Here is a 19,318-nt window from a genome sequence, read left to right on the forward strand (position 1 = left end):
ATGAGCCAGCAAGTCATTATTTTCGATACTACTTTACGTGACGGTGAACAGGCATTGCAGGCAAGCCTGAGTGTAAAAGAGAAACTGCAGATCGCGCTGGCTCTCGAACGTATGGGTGTCGACGTGATGGAGGTCGGTTTCCCGGTCTCGTCTCCGGGTGATTTCGAATCCGTCCAGACTATCGCCCGCACCATTAAAAACAGCCGCGTTTGCGCCCTGGCGCGCTGCGTAGAGAAAGACATCGACGTTGCTGCCGAGTCATTGAAAGTGGCCGAAGCGTTCCGTATCCACACCTTTATTGCAACCTCACCTATGCACATCGCCACCAAGCTGCGCAGCACGCTGGATGAAGTGATTGAGCGCGCGGTGTATATGGTGAAACGCGCACGCAACTACACCGATGACGTTGAATTCTCCTGTGAAGATGCGGGCCGTACGCCAATCGAAGACCTGGCGCGCGTCGTGGAAGCCGCCATCAACGCGGGTGCGAAAACCATCAACATCCCTGACACCGTCGGCTACACCATGCCGTTTGAGTTCTCCAACATCATTACCGGACTGTACGACCGCGTACCCAATATTGATAAGGCAATTATCTCCGTCCACACCCACGATGATTTGGGTCTGGCCGTGGGTAATGCCATCGCCGCCGTCCACGCCGGTGCGCGTCAGGTAGAAGGTGCGATGAACGGTATCGGCGAACGCGCGGGCAACTGTTCGCTGGAAGAAGTGATCATGGCGATCAAAGTGCGCAAAGACATCATGGACGTGCATACCCGCATCAATCACAACGAAATCTGGCGCACCAGCCAGACCGTCAGCCAGATTTGCAACATGCCCATTCCGGCTAACAAAGCGATTGTCGGCACTGGCGCCTTCGCGCACTCCTCCGGTATTCACCAGGATGGCGTCCTGAAGAACCGCGAAAACTACGAAATCATGACCCCGGAATCCATCGGCCTGAACCAGGTGCAGCTGAACCTGACCTCCCGTTCCGGTCGCGCGGCGGTTAAACACCGTATGGAAGAGATGGGCTATAAGGACAGCGATTACAACATGGATCAGCTGTACGACGCGTTCCTGAAGCTGGCCGACAAAAAAGGTCAGGTGTTCGACTACGACCTGGAAGCGCTGGCCTTTATTAACAAGCAGCAGGAAGAGCCAGAGCACTTCCGTCTGGATTACTTCAACGTGCAGTCCGGCTCCAGCAACATCGCCACCGCCTCGGTCAAGCTGGCCTGCGGTGATGAAATTAAAGCAGAGGCCGCGAACGGTAACGGCCCTGTCGATGCCATCTACCAGGCGATTAACCGCGTCACCGAGTACGACGTGGAGCTGGTGAAGTATGACCTGACGGCCAAGGGCCACGGCAAAGATGCTCTGGGTCAGGTCGACATTGTTGTGACCCACAATGGCCGCCGCTTCCATGGCGTGGGCCTGGCGACCGATATCGTTGAATCCTCCGCGAAAGCGATGGTGCATGTTCTGAACAACATCTGGCGCGCCGCCGAAGTCGAAAAAGAGTTGCAACGCAAAGCTCAGAATAAAGAGAACAACAAGGAAACCGTGTAATGTCGAAGAATTACCATATTGCTGTGTTACCGGGCGACGGTATTGGTCCGGAAGTGATGGCACAGGCGCTGAAAGTACTGGAAGCCGTTCGTACGCGTTTTGCGATGAAAATCACCACCAGCCACTACGACGTGGGCGGTATTGCGATTGATAACCACGGTACGCCGCTGCCGAAAGCGACCGTGGAAGGCTGCGAAAATGCCGATGCCGTGCTGTTTGGTTCCGTCGGTGGCCCAAAATGGGAACACCTGCCGCCAGCAGAGCAGCCAGAGCGCGGCGCGCTGCTGCCGCTGCGTAAACATTTCAAGCTGTTCAGCAACCTGCGTCCGGCGAAGCTGTATCAGGGCCTGGAAGAGTTCTGCCCGCTGCGCGCGGATATCGCCGCCAACGGTTTCGACATTCTCTGCGTGCGTGAACTGACCGGCGGGATCTACTTTGGTCAGCCAAAAGGGCGCGAAGGCAGCGGACAACACGAGAAAGCGTTCGACACCGAGGTGTATCACCGTTTCGAAATCGAACGTATCGCCCACATTGCGTTCGAGTCGGCGCGCAAACGCCGCCATAAGGTGACCTCCATTGATAAAGCGAACGTGCTGCAGTCCTCCATTTTGTGGCGCGAGATTGTGAGTGAAGTCGCTAAGCAGTACCCGGACGTTGCGCTGTCGCACATGTACATCGACAACGCGACCATGCAGCTGATTAAGGATCCGTCCCAGTTTGACGTGCTGCTGTGCTCCAACCTGTTCGGCGATATTCTCTCTGACGAGTGCGCGATGATCACCGGCTCGATGGGCATGCTGCCATCCGCAAGCCTGAATGAAGAAGGCTTTGGCCTGTACGAACCTGCGGGCGGTTCCGCGCCGGATATCGCAGGCAAAAACATTGCTAACCCGATTGCGCAGATCCTCTCCCTGGCCCTGCTGCTGCGCTATAGCCTGGATGCTGGCGATGCAGCAACCGCAATTGAGAACGCCATTAACCGGGCGTTAGAAGAAGGCGTCCGTACCGGCGATTTAGCACGCGGCACGGCGGCAGTCAGTACCGATGAAATGGGCGACATCATTGCCCGCTATGTCGCTGAAGGGGTGTAATCATGGCTAAGACGTTATATGAAAAGTTGTTCGATGCGCACGTTGTTTACGAGGCACCAAACGAAACCCCGCTGCTGTACATTGACCGTCATCTGGTACACGAAGTGACCTCACCTCAGGCATTTGACGGCCTGCGTGCGCACAAGCGTCCGGTACGTCAGCCGGGTAAAACCTTCGCGACGATGGATCACAACGTTTCCACCCAGACCAAAGACATTAACGCCTCGGGTGAGATGGCCCGTATCCAGATGCAGGAGCTGATTAAGAACTGCAATGAATTTGGCGTTGAGCTGTATGACCTGAACCATCCGTATCAGGGCATCGTCCACGTGATGGGGCCTGAGCAAGGGATCACCCTGCCGGGCATGACCATCGTCTGCGGTGACTCCCATACCGCGACCCACGGCGCGTTTGGCGCTCTGGCATTCGGGATTGGCACGTCCGAAGTGGAACATGTGCTGGCAACGCAGACCCTGAAGCAGGGCCGCGCCAAAACCATGAAGATTGAAGTGAAGGGCAAAGCGGCACCGGGCATTACCGCGAAAGACATCGTCCTGGCCATCATCGGTAAAACCGGCAGCGCAGGCGGTACCGGCCACGTTGTTGAGTTCTGCGGTGAAGCCATCCAGGCACTGAGCATGGAAGGTCGCATGACCCTGTGCAATATGGCCATTGAGATGGGCGCAAAAGCCGGGCTGGTCGCGCCGGACGAAACCACCTTCAACTATGTGAAGGGCCGTCTGCACGCGCCGAAAGGTCAGGATTTTGACGACGCGGTAGCCTACTGGAAAACCCTGACAACCGACGATGGGGCAACGTTTGATACCGTTGTCACGCTGCAGGCAGAAGAAATTGCGCCTCAGGTGACCTGGGGCACCAACCCGGGTCAGGTGATTTCCGTCAACGACAGCATCCCTGACCCGGCCTCCTTCGCCGATCCGGTCGAGCGCGCCAGTGCGGAAAAAGCGCTGGCCTATATGGGGCTGAAGCCCGGCGTGCCGTTGACCGATGTCGCCATTGATAAAGTGTTTATCGGCTCCTGCACCAACTCCCGTATCGAAGATTTGCGTGCCGCCGCCGAAATTGCCAAAGGCCGTAAAGTCGCGCCGGGCGTGCAGGCGCTGGTCGTTCCAGGCTCCGGTCCGGTGAAGGCCCAGGCGGAAGCCGAAGGTCTGGATAAGATCTTTATCGAAGCGGGCTTCGAGTGGCGTCTGCCTGGCTGCTCCATGTGTCTGGCGATGAACAATGACCGCCTGAATCCGGGTGAGCGCTGCGCCTCCACCAGTAACCGTAACTTTGAAGGTCGTCAGGGCCGCGGTGGTCGCACCCATCTGGTCAGCCCGGCAATGGCCGCCGCTGCGGCAGTCACCGGCCATTTCGCCGATATTCGCAGCCTGAAATAAGGAGACAATCATGGCAGAGAAATTTACCCAACATACGGGCCGGGTTGTCCCGCTGGACGCCGCTAACGTCGATACTGACGCTATTATTCCAAAACAATTTCTGCAGAAGGTGACGCGTACCGGTTTCGGCGCGCACCTGTTTAACGACTGGCGTTTCCTGGACGACAAAGGCGAAGTGCCTAACCCGGAATTCGTTCTGAACTTCCCGGAATACAAAGGCGCCTCCATTTTGCTGGCGCGGGAAAACTTTGGCTGCGGCTCATCCCGTGAACACGCGCCGTGGGCGCTCACCGACTACGGCTTTAAGGTGGTCATTGCCCCAAGCTTCGCGGATATCTTCTACGGCAACAGCTTCAACAACCAGCTTCTGCCGGTGACGCTGAGCGATGAACAGGTCGACGAATTGTTCGCGCTGGTTAAGGCGAATCCGGGCATTTCGTTTGAAGTGGATCTGGAAGCCGAAGTGGTGAAAGCCGGGGATAAGACCTACAGCTTCAGCATTGATGCCTTCCGCCGTCACTGCATGCTGAACGGTCTGGACAGCATTGGTTTAACTCTCCAGCACGAAGCGGCGATTGCCACTTACGAACAAAAACAACCCGCATTTATGAAATAATCCTCCGGCCTGCAGTGTACTCTGCAGGCTGTGTTTTATCCCAATGCCCATCTTCCTTCTGTAAATACTTCGCAAACCCAGCCAATAATGACGTTATATTTAATGTCAATTTAATGTTCCCTGCGCAGAATAATCGTTCAATCAGCTGGCAGCGGAAATTATCATGAAAAAGAAAAATAGCAATGAGTCTCATCTCCGTTCTCATGAAATACAAAAATGCACAATAGTGAGCGTGATAACAAATAGTTTACTCACCGGCTTTCAGATAGTTGCAGGAATATTCTCAGGCTCACAGGGATTAATTGCTGATGGGATTCATTCTCTTTCCGATTTATCCTCTGACTTTGTCGTTCTGATTGCAAATAAAAAGAGTCAGAAAGCCTCTGATATCGATCATCATTACGGTCATCTGCGTTTCGAAAACGGTGCAAAGCTCATTATTGGCGCTATTCTGCTGCTTGTGGGAATCGGGATGCTCTGGTCCGCAGGGAATAAACTGCTTCACCCCGAGACGCATCAGCTGGTGAAAGGGGCCGCTCTGTGGGTGGCGATACTGGCGCTGGTGGTGAAGGAAAGCCTGTTCAGATACATGTATGCCGCGGGAAAACGTATTCAGTCCTCGCTGCTGATAGCCAATGCCTGGCATGCCCGCTCTGACGCAGCCTCGTCAGTGGTTGTCGCCATCGGTATTGCCGGGAATTTAGTGGGTTTTCACGCGATGGACCTGATTGCGGCCCTGATTGTTGGGATATTTATCGCCCATATGGGTTACAAATTCTCTGCCGATGCCCTGCACGACCTGATGGACCGTTCGCTTGAACCCGAGCTGGAGCATGATATCAAAAACTGTCTTCTCTCCACCGAGGGTGTCACCGGACTCCATGATTTAAAAACCCGCAAGATGGGCGATTTAGCCCTTGTCGATGTCCATCTGGAAGTTAACGGCGAATTAAGCGTAAAAGAAGGGCATCAGATTGCCGTCAATGCCAGAAACAACGTGATGCAAAAATTCAATGTGCTGAATGTGATGACGCATATTGATCCTGCTCGCTAATCGGAACGCATAAATACAGTGTGACGCAACCCACCGTTAAGGTTTCGTTAATTAATCTGCGTCACACTGCATCGCATCAGCTCTCTCATTATTGAGGTAAAAAGCGATGAACCCAACGCTACGCAATACGCTCCCCCATAAAGAAACACCCTTTCTTCGCGTACTGCACATTCTTGTGGCCGTACTGGTGCTGGTCCAGATCATCAATTCTAATTTCACCGAAAGTGAAGCCCTCCACGACTCCGGGCTGAACGGAATTGTCACCTGGATGCATATTATTTCCGGGTTTGGTTTAATTTTTTGTGGCATTGCCATGATGGCATGGATGTTAACCCAGCGCGGATTTAAATATTACTTCGCCTGGCTGGCGCTGGATTTTCGCGGAATCGTTGACGATATTCGCACCCTCACGCAGCGCCAGCTTCCTGACGCGCATGCCGGCGGTATGGCGGCAACGGTGCAAGGTTTGGGCGTGCTGGCGCTGCTGGGCGTTGCACTCTGTGGCGCGGCCTGGTTCGTGCTGAACGCCACGCTCGGACCCGTTTCGTCCGTCACAGAATCCGCCTTAAATTTGCATAAATTTCTGACGGTCTTTGTTGAGACATATTTCTGGGCACACGGTTTCATGGGCCTCGTTCATATGTACCTGACGCTACGCGCGCAGCGTAAGTATCAGTGTTCAGAATAATACGGTTCGCAGAGCCCGGCGTTCCCGGGCTCCGTTTCATTCATCCGATCACACGTCTTTTACGCGGCAGGTCAGCAGAAGCGTCACGACAGAAAGCGCCGCAATCATCCAGTAGACAGACGCATGCCCATAGCTTTGCGCCAGCGCCCCCTGAATCACGCCTGCCAGAATCACCCCGGTTGAAATACTGTTGGTAAAAAGCGTGGTCGCCGAGCCGGCACGACCGGGCATGAGATCCTGAAACCAGAGCATGCCGATCCCGGCAACAATCCCGATAAACACGGCGTTAAACAGCTGCAGCGCCAGCAACGCTTCACGCGAATGGAAAAGGATCAGCCCCGCGTAGAACAGCACCCCGGCCGCCACGGCAACGATCATCATCCGACGCTTTCCAAAGCGCTTAACGTAGTAACCCGCCAGAATCATCGCCGGAATCTCCAGCCCGGCAGCGGTTCCCATTAAGATCCCCGCGAGTTTGTCCGGTAAACCCAGATCGCTGCTGATCCACAGCGGCATATCGATAATGTACATCGTGTTGCAGGTCCACATCAGCGTGGAGGCAATAAACAGCATGCGAACGTTTTTATCCTGCCAGCCGCTCACCTCGGTGACAGGTTTATCCGTTGCCTGTTCAACGCGCGCCACGGACGGCAGCGCGAAGGCAATCAATGCCAGGCTGATGACAAAAATCCCGGCGGCGATGGAGAACATGGTGGTAAAGCCGTAGTTCAACGCCAGCATGAAGGCCAGCGGCGGGCCAATGACCCACGCCAGCGAGAGCTGGGCACGCATCACCGAGCTGAACATCACCACTTCCCGCGCCGAGTTATCCGCATATTCACGGGCCAGCGCGAACAGCTGCGGCATGGCGGTGTTCGCCAGTGACGCCAGCAGCACGCCGCAGGTAATGAGCGTCAGATAATGACGGTTAAAGGCGAAGAGCAGCGCGTTGCCCACCGCCATGGTGCAGCAAAAGAGGATCAGCCTGCGGCGATCGCCCTGGCTGTCCGATCGTTTCGCCAGCGCGAGGCTGACCAGGATCCCGGCAATGGCGTTAACGGTATAAAACAGGCCGACCCAAAACGGCTGTGCCCCCACCTCGCGGCTGAGAAACAGGCTCAGCGTCGGCGCCTGCAGCGCCCCCGCCACGCCCATCATAAAGGCCACCAGCATAAAAGCGGCATACACGCCGTTCAGGCGTCGCCCCATCGTCATCAACCACAGCATGCGCAAGTCCTTGTGAAAGCGAATCAAAATCGGGTGAAAGAATAAACGAAAAAAGCCAGCAAAAACATTTTGCTGGCGGGTGATAAGCACCAATACTCAGTCACACATGATCGAGGCGAGTTAGCGGGAAGAGGTCGGTGTTGTAACGTCCCACTGCATCAATTCTTCTAACGTTTTCAGCCGTTGCTCTGCACACTGGCGGGCCAGCCAGGACGATCCTTTTGTCGCTGAAAAGTACTGCTGATAAAACTGACGTGCGGTAGACCTCTTCATAATTTACCTCCTCACTTCATCGAGGAGAATTATTGGCCTAATATAGGGATAAATAAATTGCTGGTTTTTTGTCAGGAGTTCCCCTTTTATGCCTTCCGGTCGTCTGCAACAACAGTTTATCCGCCTCTGGCAGTGCTGCGAGGGGCAATCGCAGGAGACCACGCTCAACGAGCTGGCTGACCTGCTTAGCTGTTCCCGCCGTCATATGCGTACGCTGCTCAACACCATGCAGCAGCAGGGATGGTTAAGCTGGGAAGCAGAAGCAGGACGCGGCAAACGTTCGCGGTTGACCTTTCTCTATACCGGGCTGGCGCTACAGCAGCAGCGCGCGGAAGACCTGCTCGAGCAGGACCGCATCGATCAGCTGGTCCAGCTGGTGGGCGACAAAACCGCCGTGCGCCAGATGCTGGTTTCCCATCTCGGACGCAGTTTTCGTCAGGGACGACACATCCTGCGGGTGCTCTACTATCGCCCAATGAAAAATCTGCTGCCCGGCACGGCCTTACGTCGCTCAGAAACCCATATGGCCCGGCAAATTTTCAGCGGTCTGACGCGGATAAATGAGGAAAACGGGGAACTGGAAGCGGATATCGCGCACCACTGGCAGCAACTTTCTCCGCTTCACTGGCGCTTCTTTTTACGCCCCGGCATTCACTTTCACCATGGTCGCGAGCTGGAGATGCACGACGTCATCGCCTCTCTGGAACGCGTCCGAAGGCTGCCGCTCTACTCGCATATTTCGCGTATCCACTCCCCCACGGCCTGGACGCTGGACATCGAGCTGTCGCAGCAGGATAAGTGGCTTCCCTGGCTGCTGGGCTACGTGCCGTCGATGATTTTGCCCGGCGAGTGGGAATCGATGAACAATTTTGCCAGCCTGCCGATTGGCACCGGGCCCTACTCCGTGTCCCGCAATAACAGCAACCAGCTGAAAATCCGCGCGTTCGATGACTACTTTGGCTATCGGGCGCTGATCGACGAAGTCAACGTGTGGGTATTGCCGGATCTCAATGAAGACCTGAGCTGCGGGCTGACGCTTGAAGGCCCCACCACGGGAGAAAAAGCCGTGGAGAGTCGCCTGGAGGAGGGATGCTACTATCTCCTCTTTGATCGCCGCACCCACCGCGGGGCAAACCAGGCCGTCCGCAAGTGGATCAGCCACGTGTTGTCCCCTGCCAATCTGATCTACCATGCGGAAGCGCAGTACCAGACATACTGGTTCCCGGCGTACGGCCTGCTTCCGCGCTGGCACCACGCCCGCCCGTCGCACTGCGACAAGCCCGCAGGGCTGGAGTCCATCACCTTGACCTACTACCGCGAGCACGTGGAGCATCGTTTTATCGCGAGGATCATGACCCGACTACTGGCAGCCGAAGGAGTAACGCTGGAGGTCAGGGAAGTTGACTATGACGAATGGCACCAGGGGGATATCACCAGTGATATCTGGCTTAACAGCGCCAACTTCACCCTGCCGCTCGATTTCTCGCTCTTCTCGCACCTGTATGAAGTCCCGCTGATCCAGCACTGCATCGACCGTGACTGGCAGCAGGATGCCGCCCAGTGGCGCGCGGGCGAGATGAATCTTGCCGTGTGGTGCCAGCAGCTACTGGCCGAACAGACCATCGTCCCGTTGATCCACCACTGGCTGATGATCCAGGGCCAGCGCAGCATGCGCGGCCTGCGGATGAATACCCTGGGCTGGTTTGATTTTAAATCCGCCTGGTTTGCACCGCCGGAGCCATAACGCTTTCGTAATATTCACCAAATCATTACAATAGCGCCGTTCTCAACGGGGTGCTGCATCACTGATGTGCGCTGAGATAATACCCGTCGAACCTGATCCGGATAACGCCGGCGAAGGGATTTGAGGCTGTCGCTCAAAATCCTTTGCCACTCAACTTTGAGGTGCAAAGTGTTAAAAAAAGTTCTCCCCCTGCTGGCGCTGTTTGCGCTGCCTGCTTTTGCGAAGCCCGTCCTGACGGTCTACACCTATGACTCCTTCTCTGCCGACTGGGGCCCTGGCCCGGTAGTCAAAAAAGCCTTTGAAGCCGACTGCAACTGCGAGCTGAAGTTCGTCGCGCTGGAAGATGGCGTTTCGCTGCTCAATCGCCTGCGCATGGAAGGGAAAAACAGCAAGGCCGACGTGGTGCTCGGGCTGGATAACAACCTGCTGGACGCCGCCTCGCAAACCAAACTGTTTGCCAAAAGCGGCGTCGCGGCCGATGCCGTTAACGTGCCTGGCGGCTGGAAGAACGACACCTTTGTGCCGTTCGATTACGGCTACTTTGCTTTTGTTTATGACAAAAATAAGCTGAAAAACCCGCCGAAGAGCCTGAAAGAACTGGTGGAAAGTGACCAGAAATGGCGCGTGATTTATGAAGATCCGCGTACCAGCACGCCGGGGCTGGGCCTGCTGCTGTGGATGCAAAAGGTCTACGGGGATAAAGCACCGGAAGCGTGGCAGAAGCTGGCCGCCAAAACCGTCACCGTGACCAAAGGCTGGAGCGAAGCCTATGGCCTGTTCCTGAAAGGCGAAAGCGACCTGGTGCTGAGCTACACCACCTCCCCGGCATACCACATTATCGCCGAGAAGAAAGACAACTACGCTGCGGCTAATTTCGCTGAAGGGCACTACCTGCAGGTGGAAGTGGCCGCGCGTACCGCCGCCAGCAAACAGCCGGAGCTGGCCGAGAAGTTCCTGAAATTTATGGTTTCACCGGCATTCCAGAATGCGATTCCCGCAGGCAACTGGATGTATCCGGTCACTGGCGTTGCGCTGCCAGCAGGTTTTGAGCAGCTGACCAAACCAACAACCTCGCTGGAGTTTACGCCGCAGCAGGTCGCCGCGCAGCGTGCCGCATGGGTAAGTGAATGGCAACGCGCCGTCAGCCGTTGATTCCCGGCTGGTTAATCCCCGGTCTGCTCGCCGCCCTGCTGATGGTGGCGGTCAGCCTGGGGGCTTTTCTTGCACTGTGGTTCAACGCGCCAGAGAGCGATCTGCTCGCCCTCTGGCACGACAGTTACCTCTGGCACGTGATCCAGTTCTCCTTCTGGCAGGCGTTTCTTTCTGCCCTGCTGTCGGTGATCCCGGCCATTTTTCTGGCGCGCGCCCTGTATCGGCGGCGTTTCCCCGGCAGGCAGGCCCTGCTGCGCCTGTGCGCCATGACGCTGATCCTGCCCGTGCTGGTGGCGGTATTCGGCATTTTGAGCGTTTACGGTCGCCAGGGCTGGCTGGCCTCGCTCTTTGCGCTTTCAGGGCTGGAGTGGACCTTCTCCCCCTACGGGCTGAAGGGCATTCTGCTCGCGCACGTCTTTTTCAATATGCCGATGGCAACGCGCCTCTTCTTGCAGGCGCTGGAGAACATTCCCGGCGAACAGCGTCAGGTTGCCGCCCAGCTCGGCATGCGCGGCGCGTCGTTCTTCCGCTTTGTCGAATGGCCGTGGCTGCGCCGCCAGATCCCGCCCGTGGCGGCATTAATCTTCATGCTCTGCTTTGCCAGCTTTGCCACCGTGCTGTCGCTCGGCGGCGGGCCGCAGGCCACCACCATTGAGCTGGCGATTTACCAGGCGCTGAGTTACGACTACGATCCCGGTCGCGCCGCGCTGCTGGCGATAGTCCAGATGACATGCTGCCTTGCCCTGGTCCTGTTGAGCCAGCGGCTGAGTAAAGCCATTCCTGCAGGCAGTCACCAAATAACCGGCTGGCGCGATCCGCAGGACAGCCTGCACAGCCGCGTCAGCGATTTTATCCTGATCGGGCTGGCACTCCTGCTTCTGTTGCCGCCGCTGCTGGCCGTTATCGTTGACGGACTGAACCTCAATCTCCTGTCTGTCCTGCAACAGCCCGTCCTCTGGCAAGCCACCTGGACCTCGCTGCGTATCGCGCTGGCTGCCGGATTACTGTGCGTCATCCTGACCATGATGCTGCTGTGGAGCAGCCGTGAGCTTTACGCCCGCCAGGCGCAAAAAGCCGGACAAATGCTGGAGCTGACGGGCATGCTGATTCTGGCGATGCCGGGGATCGTGCTGGCGACGGGCTTCTTTTTGCTGTTCAACAGCACCATCGGCCTGCCGGAAAGCGCCGACGGCATCGTGATCTTTACCAACGCCTTAATGGCCATCCCTTATGCGCTCAAGGTGCTGGAAAACCCGATGCGCGACGTCAACAGCCGCTACAGTTTGCTGTGCCAGTCGCTGGGCATGCAGGGCTGGCAGCGGCTGAAGGTGGTCGAACTGCGCGCGCTAAAACGTCCGCTGGCACAGGCGCTGGCGTTTGCCTGCGTGCTCTCTATTGGAGACTTTGGGGTCGTGGCGCTGTTCGGCAATGACGATTTCCGCACGCTGCCCTACTGGCTCTATCAGCAAATCGGCTCTTACCGCAGTCAGGACGGCGCGGTCACCGCGCTGTTACTGCTGCTGCTGTGCTTTGCCTTATTTACCGTTATCGAGAAACTTCCGGGGCGTGATGTTAAAACTGACTGATGTAACCTGGCTTTATCAGCATCTGCCGATGCGCTTCACGCTCTCCGTGCGCCAGGGAGAGATGATCGCCGTGCTTGGCCCAAGCGGCGCAGGAAAAAGCACGCTGCTTAATCTGGTTGCGGGTTTTCTGCAGCCGGCAAGCGGCTCGATCGTCATAGATAACCGGGATCATACCCACACGCCGCCCGCAAAACGTCCTGTCTCAATGCTGTTTCAGGAAAACAACCTTTTTACCCACCTGACGGTGCGGCAAAACATCGCGCTGGGAATGCACCCAGGACTAAGGCTGAACGATGACCAGCGCCATAAGCTGGAGATCATTGCCGCACAGATGGGGATCACCGGTTTTATCGACAGGCTGCCGGGCGAGCTCTCCGGCGGCCAGCGTCAGCGCGTGGCGCTGGCACGTTGTCTGGTGCGCGAACAGCCGATACTGCTGCTGGATGAGCCGTTCTCGGCGCTCGATCCCGCGCTGCGTCAGGAGATGCTGGCCCTGGTGCAGGAGGTCTGTCAGCGCCAGCGGCTGACGATGCTGATGGTTTCGCACAGTATTGAGGATGCCGCACGGATTGCGCCGCGATCGGTGGTCGTTGCTGAAGGGCGAATTGCGTGGGATGGGAAGACGGAAGAGCTGCTCAGTGGTCAAGCGGGGGCGTCTTCACTGTTGGGCATTCGCGCGGTCTGATGCCCTCTCCCACAGGGAGAGGGAAATAGTCCTTAACGACTGACCACTTTCAATAAAATCTCACCGTACACCGGCATCAGCGGGTGACGAATCAGCGCCACCAGGGCCACCACCGCCACGCCCAGCGTCAGTGGGGCAAGCCAGAGCAGGCGAGTACGCGGGAGGTAGCGCGTCAGGCGATCGATATTCGCTTTCCCGCTGCGCCACAGCCGCCAGCAGAGCCATGCCGCCAGCCACAGTAGCACAGCCGTGCCCAGCAGCAGCCACTTAAACTCACCGCTTTGCATACCGTCAGGAATATCAATGGCAGCACCCGCGAGGATCCCCGGCAGGAAGTAGAACGGCGGCCAGAAGACACAGCCGATAATGTTCGGCACCACGAATTTCGCGACGGGCAGATCCAGCATCCCCGCCACCATCGGCACCAGCGGACGCGTTGGCCCAACGAAGCGGCCGACGAGGATGGTGAACATGCTGTGCTGGTGCAGCGCATGCTCGGTCTTATCCAACAAGGCTTTGTTCTTTTTCATAAACGACCAGCGGTGCAGCGGCTTCTTAAAGCGCCAGCCCAGCCAGAAGGAGATCCAGTCGCCCAGCAGGCAGCCGATAATCCCGGCCAGCCACGCCTGCCAGAAATTGACCTCACCGCTGCCGATCAGCGCGCCAAGCCCCGCCATCATCACGGTGCCGGGCAGGATCAGCCCAACCAGCGCCAGCGACTCCAGAAACGCCACCAGCGCCACGGCGATGAGTGAGTACATAACGGACTGGGTAATAAAATGTTCCAGCAATGCCTGCATAACTATTCCGGTCAGAAAACGAATCAGCGATTCTGCTTAGCGCCCCGCACCGCGTCAAGGCAACAATTGTCTGAATAGTTTACAGGTTGCTTCCCGCATTCACCTGTTTGTTTATCTTTTTTTACCGTTTATTCACATCCCGCGCGGAATTCACTCGGGCTGGCACCGGTACATTTTTTAAATACCCGGGAGAAATAGAGCTGATCCTCAAAGCCCACGTTGCGCCCCACGGTGGCGATGGGCATCCGGGTGGTGCTGAGCAGCAGCTTCGCCTGGCTGATCCGCTGGTCCTCGCGCCAGCTCAACACGCTGACGCCCAGCTGCTGGCGAAACAGATGCGACAGACGCGACGGCGAAAGGCAGACGTGCTGGGCAACGCTGGCGATATCAAACTGGCTGTCAGCAAGGTGGTCGCTGATGTACTGGCAGGCGTCGCGCACGCGGTTATCCAGCGGGGGATTAAGCGACTCGTTAATCGCTTCCATGCGGCGTAGCAGCAGCTGTTCGAGCAGGTTAATCGCCAGCAGTTCAGCGTAACGACCACCGGCCTGTCCCGCCTCGATAATCTGCGCAAAAAGCTCGCGAAACTGCGCCAGATGAACCTCATCCGGGCGATAAAAACCGGTGTGCGCAAAAATAGCCGGCCAGGAAAGCCACTCCTGCCAGTAGGCGCGCGGACGGAAATAGACCCACTGGTGATACCACTCTTTGGCATCCGGATGACGGCCATAGTGGTGGATCTCCCCCGGCGGGAACAGCAGGATATCGCCGGGACGGCAGACAAACTGCTGGTCACCGTTCTTGATGATCCCTTCCCCTCGCACGGTCAGGTTGAGGATATATCCTTTCATCCCAAGCGGTCGGTCGACGTAAAAGTCGAGATATCCCTCAGCCTCGATAGGGGTCAGTCCCGCCACAAGGTGCGCGTTAAACGAGTATCCCGGCAGCAGGGGATCGTTTTGCGTTTCGGCCATAGATTCAGTTCTCCCAAGGGTCCTGAAGGAAACCAATTGTCCATATCATTAAAAGCAGCTTAAAAATGGCCCGCGAAAAGATCCAAAAAGCATCACGCCGCTTTTACGTCCGCCATGTTTCAGCCTTTCCCCCTGATTTCTCCGCCTGAGCAGGCAGATAAGCAGTAACAAAAGTGTCTATAAGTGCGGCAGAAATGTCCACATTGAATATTTGCACGGCGTCACACTTTCCGTTGTAACAGCAATTTAGTCCATAAGATTAGCGGATCCTGCCTGACGACTTTTGTCCCCAGTCTCTAATGTTCTTCCATACCTCTTTTTTCGATGGAGCAACACCATGGCAATTGCGATTGGCCTCGATTTTGGCAGCGATTCGGTTCGCGCGCTGGCAGTGGACTGTACGTCCGGCCAGGAGATAGCAACCAGCGTTGAGTGGTACCCGCGCTGGCAAGAGGGGCGCTACTGCGATGCGCCAAACAACCAGTTCCGCCACCACCCGCGTGACTACATTGAGTCGATGGAAGCGGCGATCAAAACCGTCCTGGCTGAACTGTCGGACACCCAGCGGGCTGAGATTGTCGGCATTGGCGTCGACAGCACCGGCTCCACGCCGGCCCCTGTGGATGCCGAAGGCCGCGTGCTGGCGCTGCGTCCTGAGTTTGCCGACAACCCGAACGCCATGTTCGTGCTGTGGAAAGACCATACCGCCGTGGAAGAGGCCGAAGCCATTACCCGCCTGTGCCATCAGCCGGGCAAAACGGACTACTCGCGCTACATCGGCGGAATTTATTCCAGCGAATGGTTCTGGGCCAAGATCCTCCACGTCACCCGTGCCGACGCAACCGTTGCGCAGGCTGCAGCGTCATGGGTTGAGCTATGCGACTGGGTGCCTGCCCTGCTCTCCGGCACCACGCGTCCACAGGATATCCGCCGCGGTCGCTGCAGCGCCGGGCATAAATCCCTGTGGCATGAAAGCTGGGGCGGCCTGCCTCCGGCCGCGTTCTTCGATGAGCTCGACCCGATCATCAACAAGAGCCTGACATACCCGCTGTTTACCGACACCTTTACCGCCGATATTCCCGTCGGCACCCTCTGTGAGGAGTGGGCGACGCGTCTCGGTCTGCCGCAAAAGGTGGCGATCTCCGGCGGCGCGTTTGACTGCCATATGGGCGCCGTGGGCGCGGGCGCGCAGCCAAACACGCTGGTCAAAGTCATCGGGACCTCCACCTGCGACATCCTGACGGCGGATAAAGCCACCGTCGGCGACCGCGCGGTGAAAGGCATCTGCGGCCAGGTTGACGGCAGCGTGGTGCCGGACTTCATCGGTCTGGAGGCCGGTCAGTCCGCGTTTGGCGATATCTACGCCTGGTTTGGCCGCGTGCTGGGCTGGCCGCTGGATCGGCTGGCGGCGGTGCATCCTGAACTGAAAACCCAGATAGCAGAGAGCAAAAAGCAGCTTCTGCCGCAGCTCACCGAAGCCTGGGCCAAAAATCCGTCTCTCGAACATTTGCCGGTGGTGCTGGACTGGTTTAACGGCCGCCGCACGCCGTTTGCCAACCAGCGTCTGAAAGGGGTGATCGCGGATCTCAACCTGGCGACCGACGCGCCTGCGCTGTTCGGCGGACTGATTGCCGCCACCGCCTTTGGTGCCCGCGCCATTATGGAGTGCTTCACCGAGCAGGGCATCGACGTGAACAACGTGATGGCGCTGGGCGGCATCGCCCGTAAAAACCCGGTGATCATGCAGGCCTGCTGCGACGTGCTGAACCGTCCGCTGCAGATTGTGGCCTCCGATCAGTGCTGCGCGCTGGGCGCGGCGATTTTCGCCGCCGTAGCCGCTGGTGTCCACGCCGACATTCCGACCGCGCAGCAGCATATGGCGAGCGCCGTCGAAAACACCCTTCAGCCGCGAGCCCAGCAGGCACAACGCTTTGAACAGCTTTATCAGCGCTACCAGCAGTGGGCAAAAAGCGCCGAACTTCACTATCTCCCTGTCGCCGCCCCGGCCAAAAGCACCGCGGACACTACGGCAACCCTGACCCATTAAGGACACGATGATGACCATTTTTAATAATTATGAAGTGTGGTTTGTAATTGGCAGCCAGCATCTGTACGGACCGGAAGCGCTGCAGCAGGTGACGAAACATGCGGAGCACGTCGTTAACGCGCTGAACGCGGAAGCCAAACTGCCGTGCAAACTGGTGCTGAAACCGCTGGGCACGACGCCGGATGAAATTACCCACATCTGCCGCGACGCCAACTACGACGATAAATGCGCCGGCCTGGTGGTGTGGCTGCACACCTTCTCACCCGCAAAAATGTGGATCAACGGCCTGTCTATCCTCAACAAACCGCTGCTGCAGTTCCATACCCAGTTCAACGCCTCCCTGCCGTGGGACAGCATCGACATGGACTTTATGAACCTGAACCAGACCGCGCACGGCGGCCGCGAGTTCGGCTTCATCGGCGCGCGTATGCGTCAGCAGCACGCGGTGGTCACCGGCCACTGGCAGGATGGCAAGGCGCAACAGCGTATCGGCTCCTGGATGCGTCAGGCGGTCTCTAAACAGGACACCCGCCACCTGAAAGTGGTACGTTTCGGGGACAACATGCGTGAAGTGGCGGTCACCGACGGCGACAAAGTGGCCGCGCAGATCAAGTTCGGCTTCTCCGTGAATACCTGGGCCGTGGGCGACCTGGTGCAGGTGGTGAATGAAATCAGCGACGGCGACGTGAGCGCGCTGGTGGACGAATACGAAAGCAGCTACCGCCTGACGCCTGCGGCACAAATTAACGGCGACAAGCGCCAGAACGTGCTGGACGCGGCGCGCATCGAGCTGGGCATGAAGCGCTTCCTGGAACAGGGCGGCTTCCACGCTTTTACCACCACCTTTGAAGATCTCCACGGCCTGAAACAGCTGCCGGGTCTGGCGGTACAGCGTCTGATGCAGCAGGGCTACGGCTTTGCGGGCGAAGGCGACTGGAAAACTGCCGCTCTGCTTCGCATCATGAAGGTGATGTCGACCGGTCTGCAGGGCGGCACCTCCTTTATGGAGGACTACACCTACCACTTCGAAAACGGCAATGACCTGGTGCTCGGCTCGCACATGCTGGAAGTGTGTCCTTCCATCGCGGTAGAGGAAAAACCGATCCTCGACGTGCAGTACCTCGGCATCGGCGGTAAAGCCGATCCGGCGCGTCTGATCTTCAACACCCGCACGGGCCCGGCCATCAACGCCAGCCTGATCGACCTCGGCGATCGTTTCCGCCTGCTGGTGAACTGCGTCGATGCGGTTGAAACCCCACATTCTCTGCCGAAACTGCCGGTCGCCAACGCCCTGTGGAAAGCGCAGCCTGACCTGCCAACCGCCTCAGAGACCTGGATCCTGGCCGGCGGCGCGCACCATACGGTGTTCAGCCACGCGCTGGATCTGAACGATATGCGTCAGTTCGCCGAGCTGCACGACATCGAGCTTACCGTGATTGATAACGATACCCGCCTGCCCGCCTTCAAAGACGCGCTGCGCTGGAATGAAGTCTATTACGGTTCAAAACGCTAAGCCCTGAATGCCCGGAGGCACTGCGTTTACCGGGCCTACGGTTTCGTAGGCCGGATAAGCGAAGCGCCATCCGGCAGGAGACAACTATGTTAGACGATCTCAAACGTCAGGTGCTCGAAGCCAACCTGGCGCTGCCGAAACATAATCTGGTGACCCTGACCTGGGGCAACGTCAGCGCCGTTGATCGGGAAAAAGGCGTGTTCGTGATTAAGCCTTCCGGCGTGGATTACACGGTGATGACCGCAGACGATATGGTGGTTGTCAGCCTCGAGACCGGCGAAGTGGTGGAAGGCAACAAAAAACCGTCCTCCGATACGCCCACTCACCGCATGCTCTATCGGTCATTCCCGACCATCGGCGGCATCGTGCATACCCATTCGCGCCATGCGACCATCTGGGCGCAGGCGGGCCAGTCCATCCCGGCGACCGGTACCACCCACGCGGACTACTTTTACGGCACCATTCCCTGCACGCGTCTGATGACCGATGCGGAAATCAACGGCGAGTATGAGTGGGAAACCGGCAACGTGATTGTCGAAACCTTTGAAAAACAGGGGATCGACGCGGCGCAGATGCCCGGCGTGCTGGTGCACTCCCACGGCCCGTTTGCCTGGGGGAAAAACGCGGAGGACGCGGTGCATAACGCCATCGTGCTCGAAGAGATCGCCTATATGGGGATCTTCTGTCGCCAGCTGGCACCGCAGCTGCCGGATATGCAGCAAACCCTGCTGGATAAGCATTACCTGCGCAAGCACGGTGCGAAAGCGTATTACGGGCAGTAGTTTGTCGGCCGGATAAGCGCAGCGTCATCCGGCAAAACAGATACTGTATAAAACCCCAGCAAACCCACCTTAACCAGGCTATAATCAGGCCTGGTTTTGTTTTCTGGGATA

17 protein-coding genes and 1 riboswitch are annotated in these 19,318 nt (G+C 57.6%); of the genes, 13 read left to right on the forward strand and 4 right to left on the reverse strand.

The window, feature by feature from the left end; translation table 11 throughout:
- From leuA to AC0TNG_RS13740, 6 genes are all read left to right on the forward strand, one after another.
- Positions 1-1,572, forward strand: coding sequence for a 2-isopropylmalate synthase (gene leuA / locus AC0TNG_RS13715; RefSeq protein ID WP_024907451.1), 1,572 nt, complete (start codon positions 1-3; stop codon positions 1,570-1,572).
- Entirely contained in the window at positions 1,572-2,663 is a 1,092-nt protein-coding gene (gene leuB, locus AC0TNG_RS13720) for a 3-isopropylmalate dehydrogenase (RefSeq protein WP_024907450.1), read from the forward strand. Before leuA ends, leuB begins: the two co-directional genes overlap by 1 nt.
- 2 nt (positions 2,664-2,665) lie before the next feature.
- Positions 2,666-4,066 carry a 3-isopropylmalate dehydratase large subunit gene (gene leuC, locus AC0TNG_RS13725; RefSeq protein ID WP_024907449.1) on the forward strand — a complete coding sequence of 467 codons (1,401 nt, stop codon included), beginning with the start codon at positions 2,666-2,668 and terminating at the stop codon, positions 4,064-4,066.
- Positions 4,067-4,076: 10 nt separating this feature from the next.
- Complete coding sequence (gene leuD / locus AC0TNG_RS13730; RefSeq protein WP_048989656.1) at positions 4,077-4,682, forward strand: 3-isopropylmalate dehydratase small subunit; 606 nt, start codon at positions 4,077-4,079, stop codon at positions 4,680-4,682.
- A 163-nt stretch (positions 4,683-4,845) separates the two neighbouring features.
- Positions 4,846-5,736 carry a cation diffusion facilitator family transporter gene (locus AC0TNG_RS13735; protein ID WP_473712537.1) on the forward strand — a complete coding sequence of 297 codons (891 nt, stop codon included), beginning with the start codon at positions 4,846-4,848 and terminating at the stop codon, positions 5,734-5,736.
- Between the two features lie 106 nt (positions 5,737-5,842).
- Positions 5,843-6,424, forward strand: coding sequence for a cytochrome b/b6 domain-containing protein (locus tag AC0TNG_RS13740; RefSeq protein ID WP_048989658.1), 582 nt, complete (start codon positions 5,843-5,845; stop codon positions 6,422-6,424).
- Between the two features lie 48 nt (positions 6,425-6,472).
- Here the strand turns inward: AC0TNG_RS13740 and AC0TNG_RS13745 are convergent, their stop codons facing one another.
- Positions 6,473-7,651: a sugar efflux transporter gene (locus AC0TNG_RS13745; RefSeq protein ID WP_024907446.1), complete on the reverse strand. Its 1,179-nt coding sequence runs from the start codon at positions 7,649-7,651 to the stop codon at positions 6,473-6,475.
- A 120-nt stretch (positions 7,652-7,771) separates the two neighbouring features.
- A complete protein-coding gene (sgrT, locus tag AC0TNG_RS13750) occupies positions 7,772-7,924 on the reverse strand; it encodes a glucose uptake inhibitor SgrT (RefSeq protein ID WP_032644049.1) in 153 nt (50 codons plus the stop codon).
- Positions 7,925-8,012: 88 nt separating this feature from the next.
- Between sgrT and sgrR the strand changes: the two genes are divergently transcribed.
- From sgrR to thiQ, 4 genes are all read left to right on the forward strand, one after another.
- Positions 8,013-9,668, forward strand: coding sequence for an HTH-type transcriptional regulator SgrR (sgrR, locus tag AC0TNG_RS13755; RefSeq protein ID WP_473712538.1), 1,656 nt, complete (start codon positions 8,013-8,015; stop codon positions 9,666-9,668).
- 36 nt (positions 9,669-9,704) lie between these two features.
- Positions 9,705-9,805: riboswitch (TPP riboswitch) on the forward strand.
- A 31-nt stretch (positions 9,806-9,836) separates the two neighbouring features.
- A complete protein-coding gene (thiB, locus tag AC0TNG_RS13760; protein ID WP_473712539.1) occupies positions 9,837-10,820 on the forward strand; it encodes a thiamine ABC transporter substrate binding subunit in 984 nt (327 codons plus the stop codon).
- Entirely contained in the window at positions 10,796-12,406 is a 1,611-nt protein-coding gene (gene thiP / locus AC0TNG_RS13765; RefSeq protein ID WP_473712540.1) for a thiamine/thiamine pyrophosphate ABC transporter permease ThiP, read from the forward strand. Before thiB ends, thiP begins: the two co-directional genes overlap by 25 nt.
- Entirely contained in the window at positions 12,390-13,091 is a 702-nt protein-coding gene (gene thiQ, locus AC0TNG_RS13770) for a thiamine ABC transporter ATP-binding protein ThiQ (RefSeq protein WP_048989662.1), read from the forward strand. The genes thiP and thiQ overlap by 17 nt, the downstream gene beginning before the upstream one ends.
- Positions 13,092-13,123: 32 nt before the next feature.
- On the opposite strand, the gene AC0TNG_RS13775 is transcribed toward thiQ, so the two are convergent.
- Positions 13,124-13,891 carry a DedA family protein gene (locus AC0TNG_RS13775; RefSeq protein WP_032660723.1) on the reverse strand — a complete coding sequence of 256 codons (768 nt, stop codon included), beginning with the start codon at positions 13,889-13,891 and terminating at the stop codon, positions 13,124-13,126.
- Between the two features lie 128 nt (positions 13,892-14,019).
- Positions 14,020-14,865, reverse strand: coding sequence for an arabinose operon transcriptional regulator AraC (gene araC / locus AC0TNG_RS13780; protein WP_023310373.1), 846 nt, complete (start codon positions 14,863-14,865; stop codon positions 14,020-14,022).
- 337 nt (positions 14,866-15,202) lie between these two features.
- Here araC and araB point away from each other — a divergent pair, with 337 nt between their 5' ends.
- From araB to araD, 3 genes are all read left to right on the forward strand, one after another.
- The gene (gene araB / locus AC0TNG_RS13785) at positions 15,203-16,912 is read left to right on the forward strand and encodes a ribulokinase (protein ID WP_473712541.1); all 1,710 of its coding nucleotides are present in this window, start codon (positions 15,203-15,205) and stop codon (positions 16,910-16,912) included.
- 10 nt (positions 16,913-16,922) lie between these two features.
- Entirely contained in the window at positions 16,923-18,425 is a 1,503-nt protein-coding gene (araA, locus tag AC0TNG_RS13790; RefSeq protein ID WP_473712551.1) for an L-arabinose isomerase, read from the forward strand.
- Between the two features lie 86 nt (positions 18,426-18,511).
- Positions 18,512-19,207, forward strand: a complete 696-nt coding sequence (gene araD / locus AC0TNG_RS13795) for an L-ribulose-5-phosphate 4-epimerase (protein WP_473712542.1) — start codon at positions 18,512-18,514, stop codon at positions 19,205-19,207.
- Positions 19,208-19,318: the final 111 nt, after the last annotated feature.

This window comes from Enterobacter sp. PL_is514 (assembly GCF_055816715.1).

Bases quoted from the DNA above. Each gene is read 5' to 3' on its own strand.
- leuA (WP_024907451.1), top strand. From the start codon at position 1: ATGAGCCAGCAAGTCATTATTTTCGATACTACTTTACGTGACGGTGAA.
- leuB (WP_024907450.1), top strand. From the start codon at position 1,572: ATGTCGAAGAATTACCATATTGCTGTGTTACCGGGCGACGGTATTGGT.
- leuC (WP_024907449.1), top strand. From the start codon at position 2,666: ATGGCTAAGACGTTATATGAAAAGTTGTTCGATGCGCACGTTGTTTAC.
- leuD (WP_048989656.1), top strand. From the start codon at position 4,077: ATGGCAGAGAAATTTACCCAACATACGGGCCGGGTTGTCCCGCTGGAC.
- AC0TNG_RS13735 (WP_473712537.1), top strand. From the start codon at position 4,846: ATGAAAAAGAAAAATAGCAATGAGTCTCATCTCCGTTCTCATGAAATA.
- AC0TNG_RS13740 (WP_048989658.1), top strand. From the start codon at position 5,843: ATGAACCCAACGCTACGCAATACGCTCCCCCATAAAGAAACACCCTTT.
- AC0TNG_RS13745 (WP_024907446.1), bottom strand. From the start codon at position 7,651: ATGCTGTGGTTGATGACGATGGGGCGACGCCTGAACGGCGTGTATGCC.
- sgrT (WP_032644049.1), bottom strand. From the start codon at position 7,924: ATGAAGAGGTCTACCGCACGTCAGTTTTATCAGCAGTACTTTTCAGCG.
- sgrR (WP_473712538.1), top strand. From the start codon at position 8,013: ATGCCTTCCGGTCGTCTGCAACAACAGTTTATCCGCCTCTGGCAGTGC.
- thiP (WP_473712540.1), top strand. From the start codon at position 10,796: ATGGCAACGCGCCGTCAGCCGTTGATTCCCGGCTGGTTAATCCCCGGT.
- thiQ (WP_048989662.1), top strand. From the start codon at position 12,390: ATGTTAAAACTGACTGATGTAACCTGGCTTTATCAGCATCTGCCGATG.
- AC0TNG_RS13775 (WP_032660723.1), bottom strand. From the start codon at position 13,891: ATGCAGGCATTGCTGGAACATTTTATTACCCAGTCCGTTATGTACTCA.
- araC (WP_023310373.1), bottom strand. From the start codon at position 14,865: ATGGCCGAAACGCAAAACGATCCCCTGCTGCCGGGATACTCGTTTAAC.
- araB (WP_473712541.1), top strand. From the start codon at position 15,203: ATGGCAATTGCGATTGGCCTCGATTTTGGCAGCGATTCGGTTCGCGCG.
- araA (WP_473712551.1), top strand. From the start codon at position 16,923: ATGACCATTTTTAATAATTATGAAGTGTGGTTTGTAATTGGCAGCCAG.
- araD (WP_473712542.1), top strand. From the start codon at position 18,512: ATGTTAGACGATCTCAAACGTCAGGTGCTCGAAGCCAACCTGGCGCTG.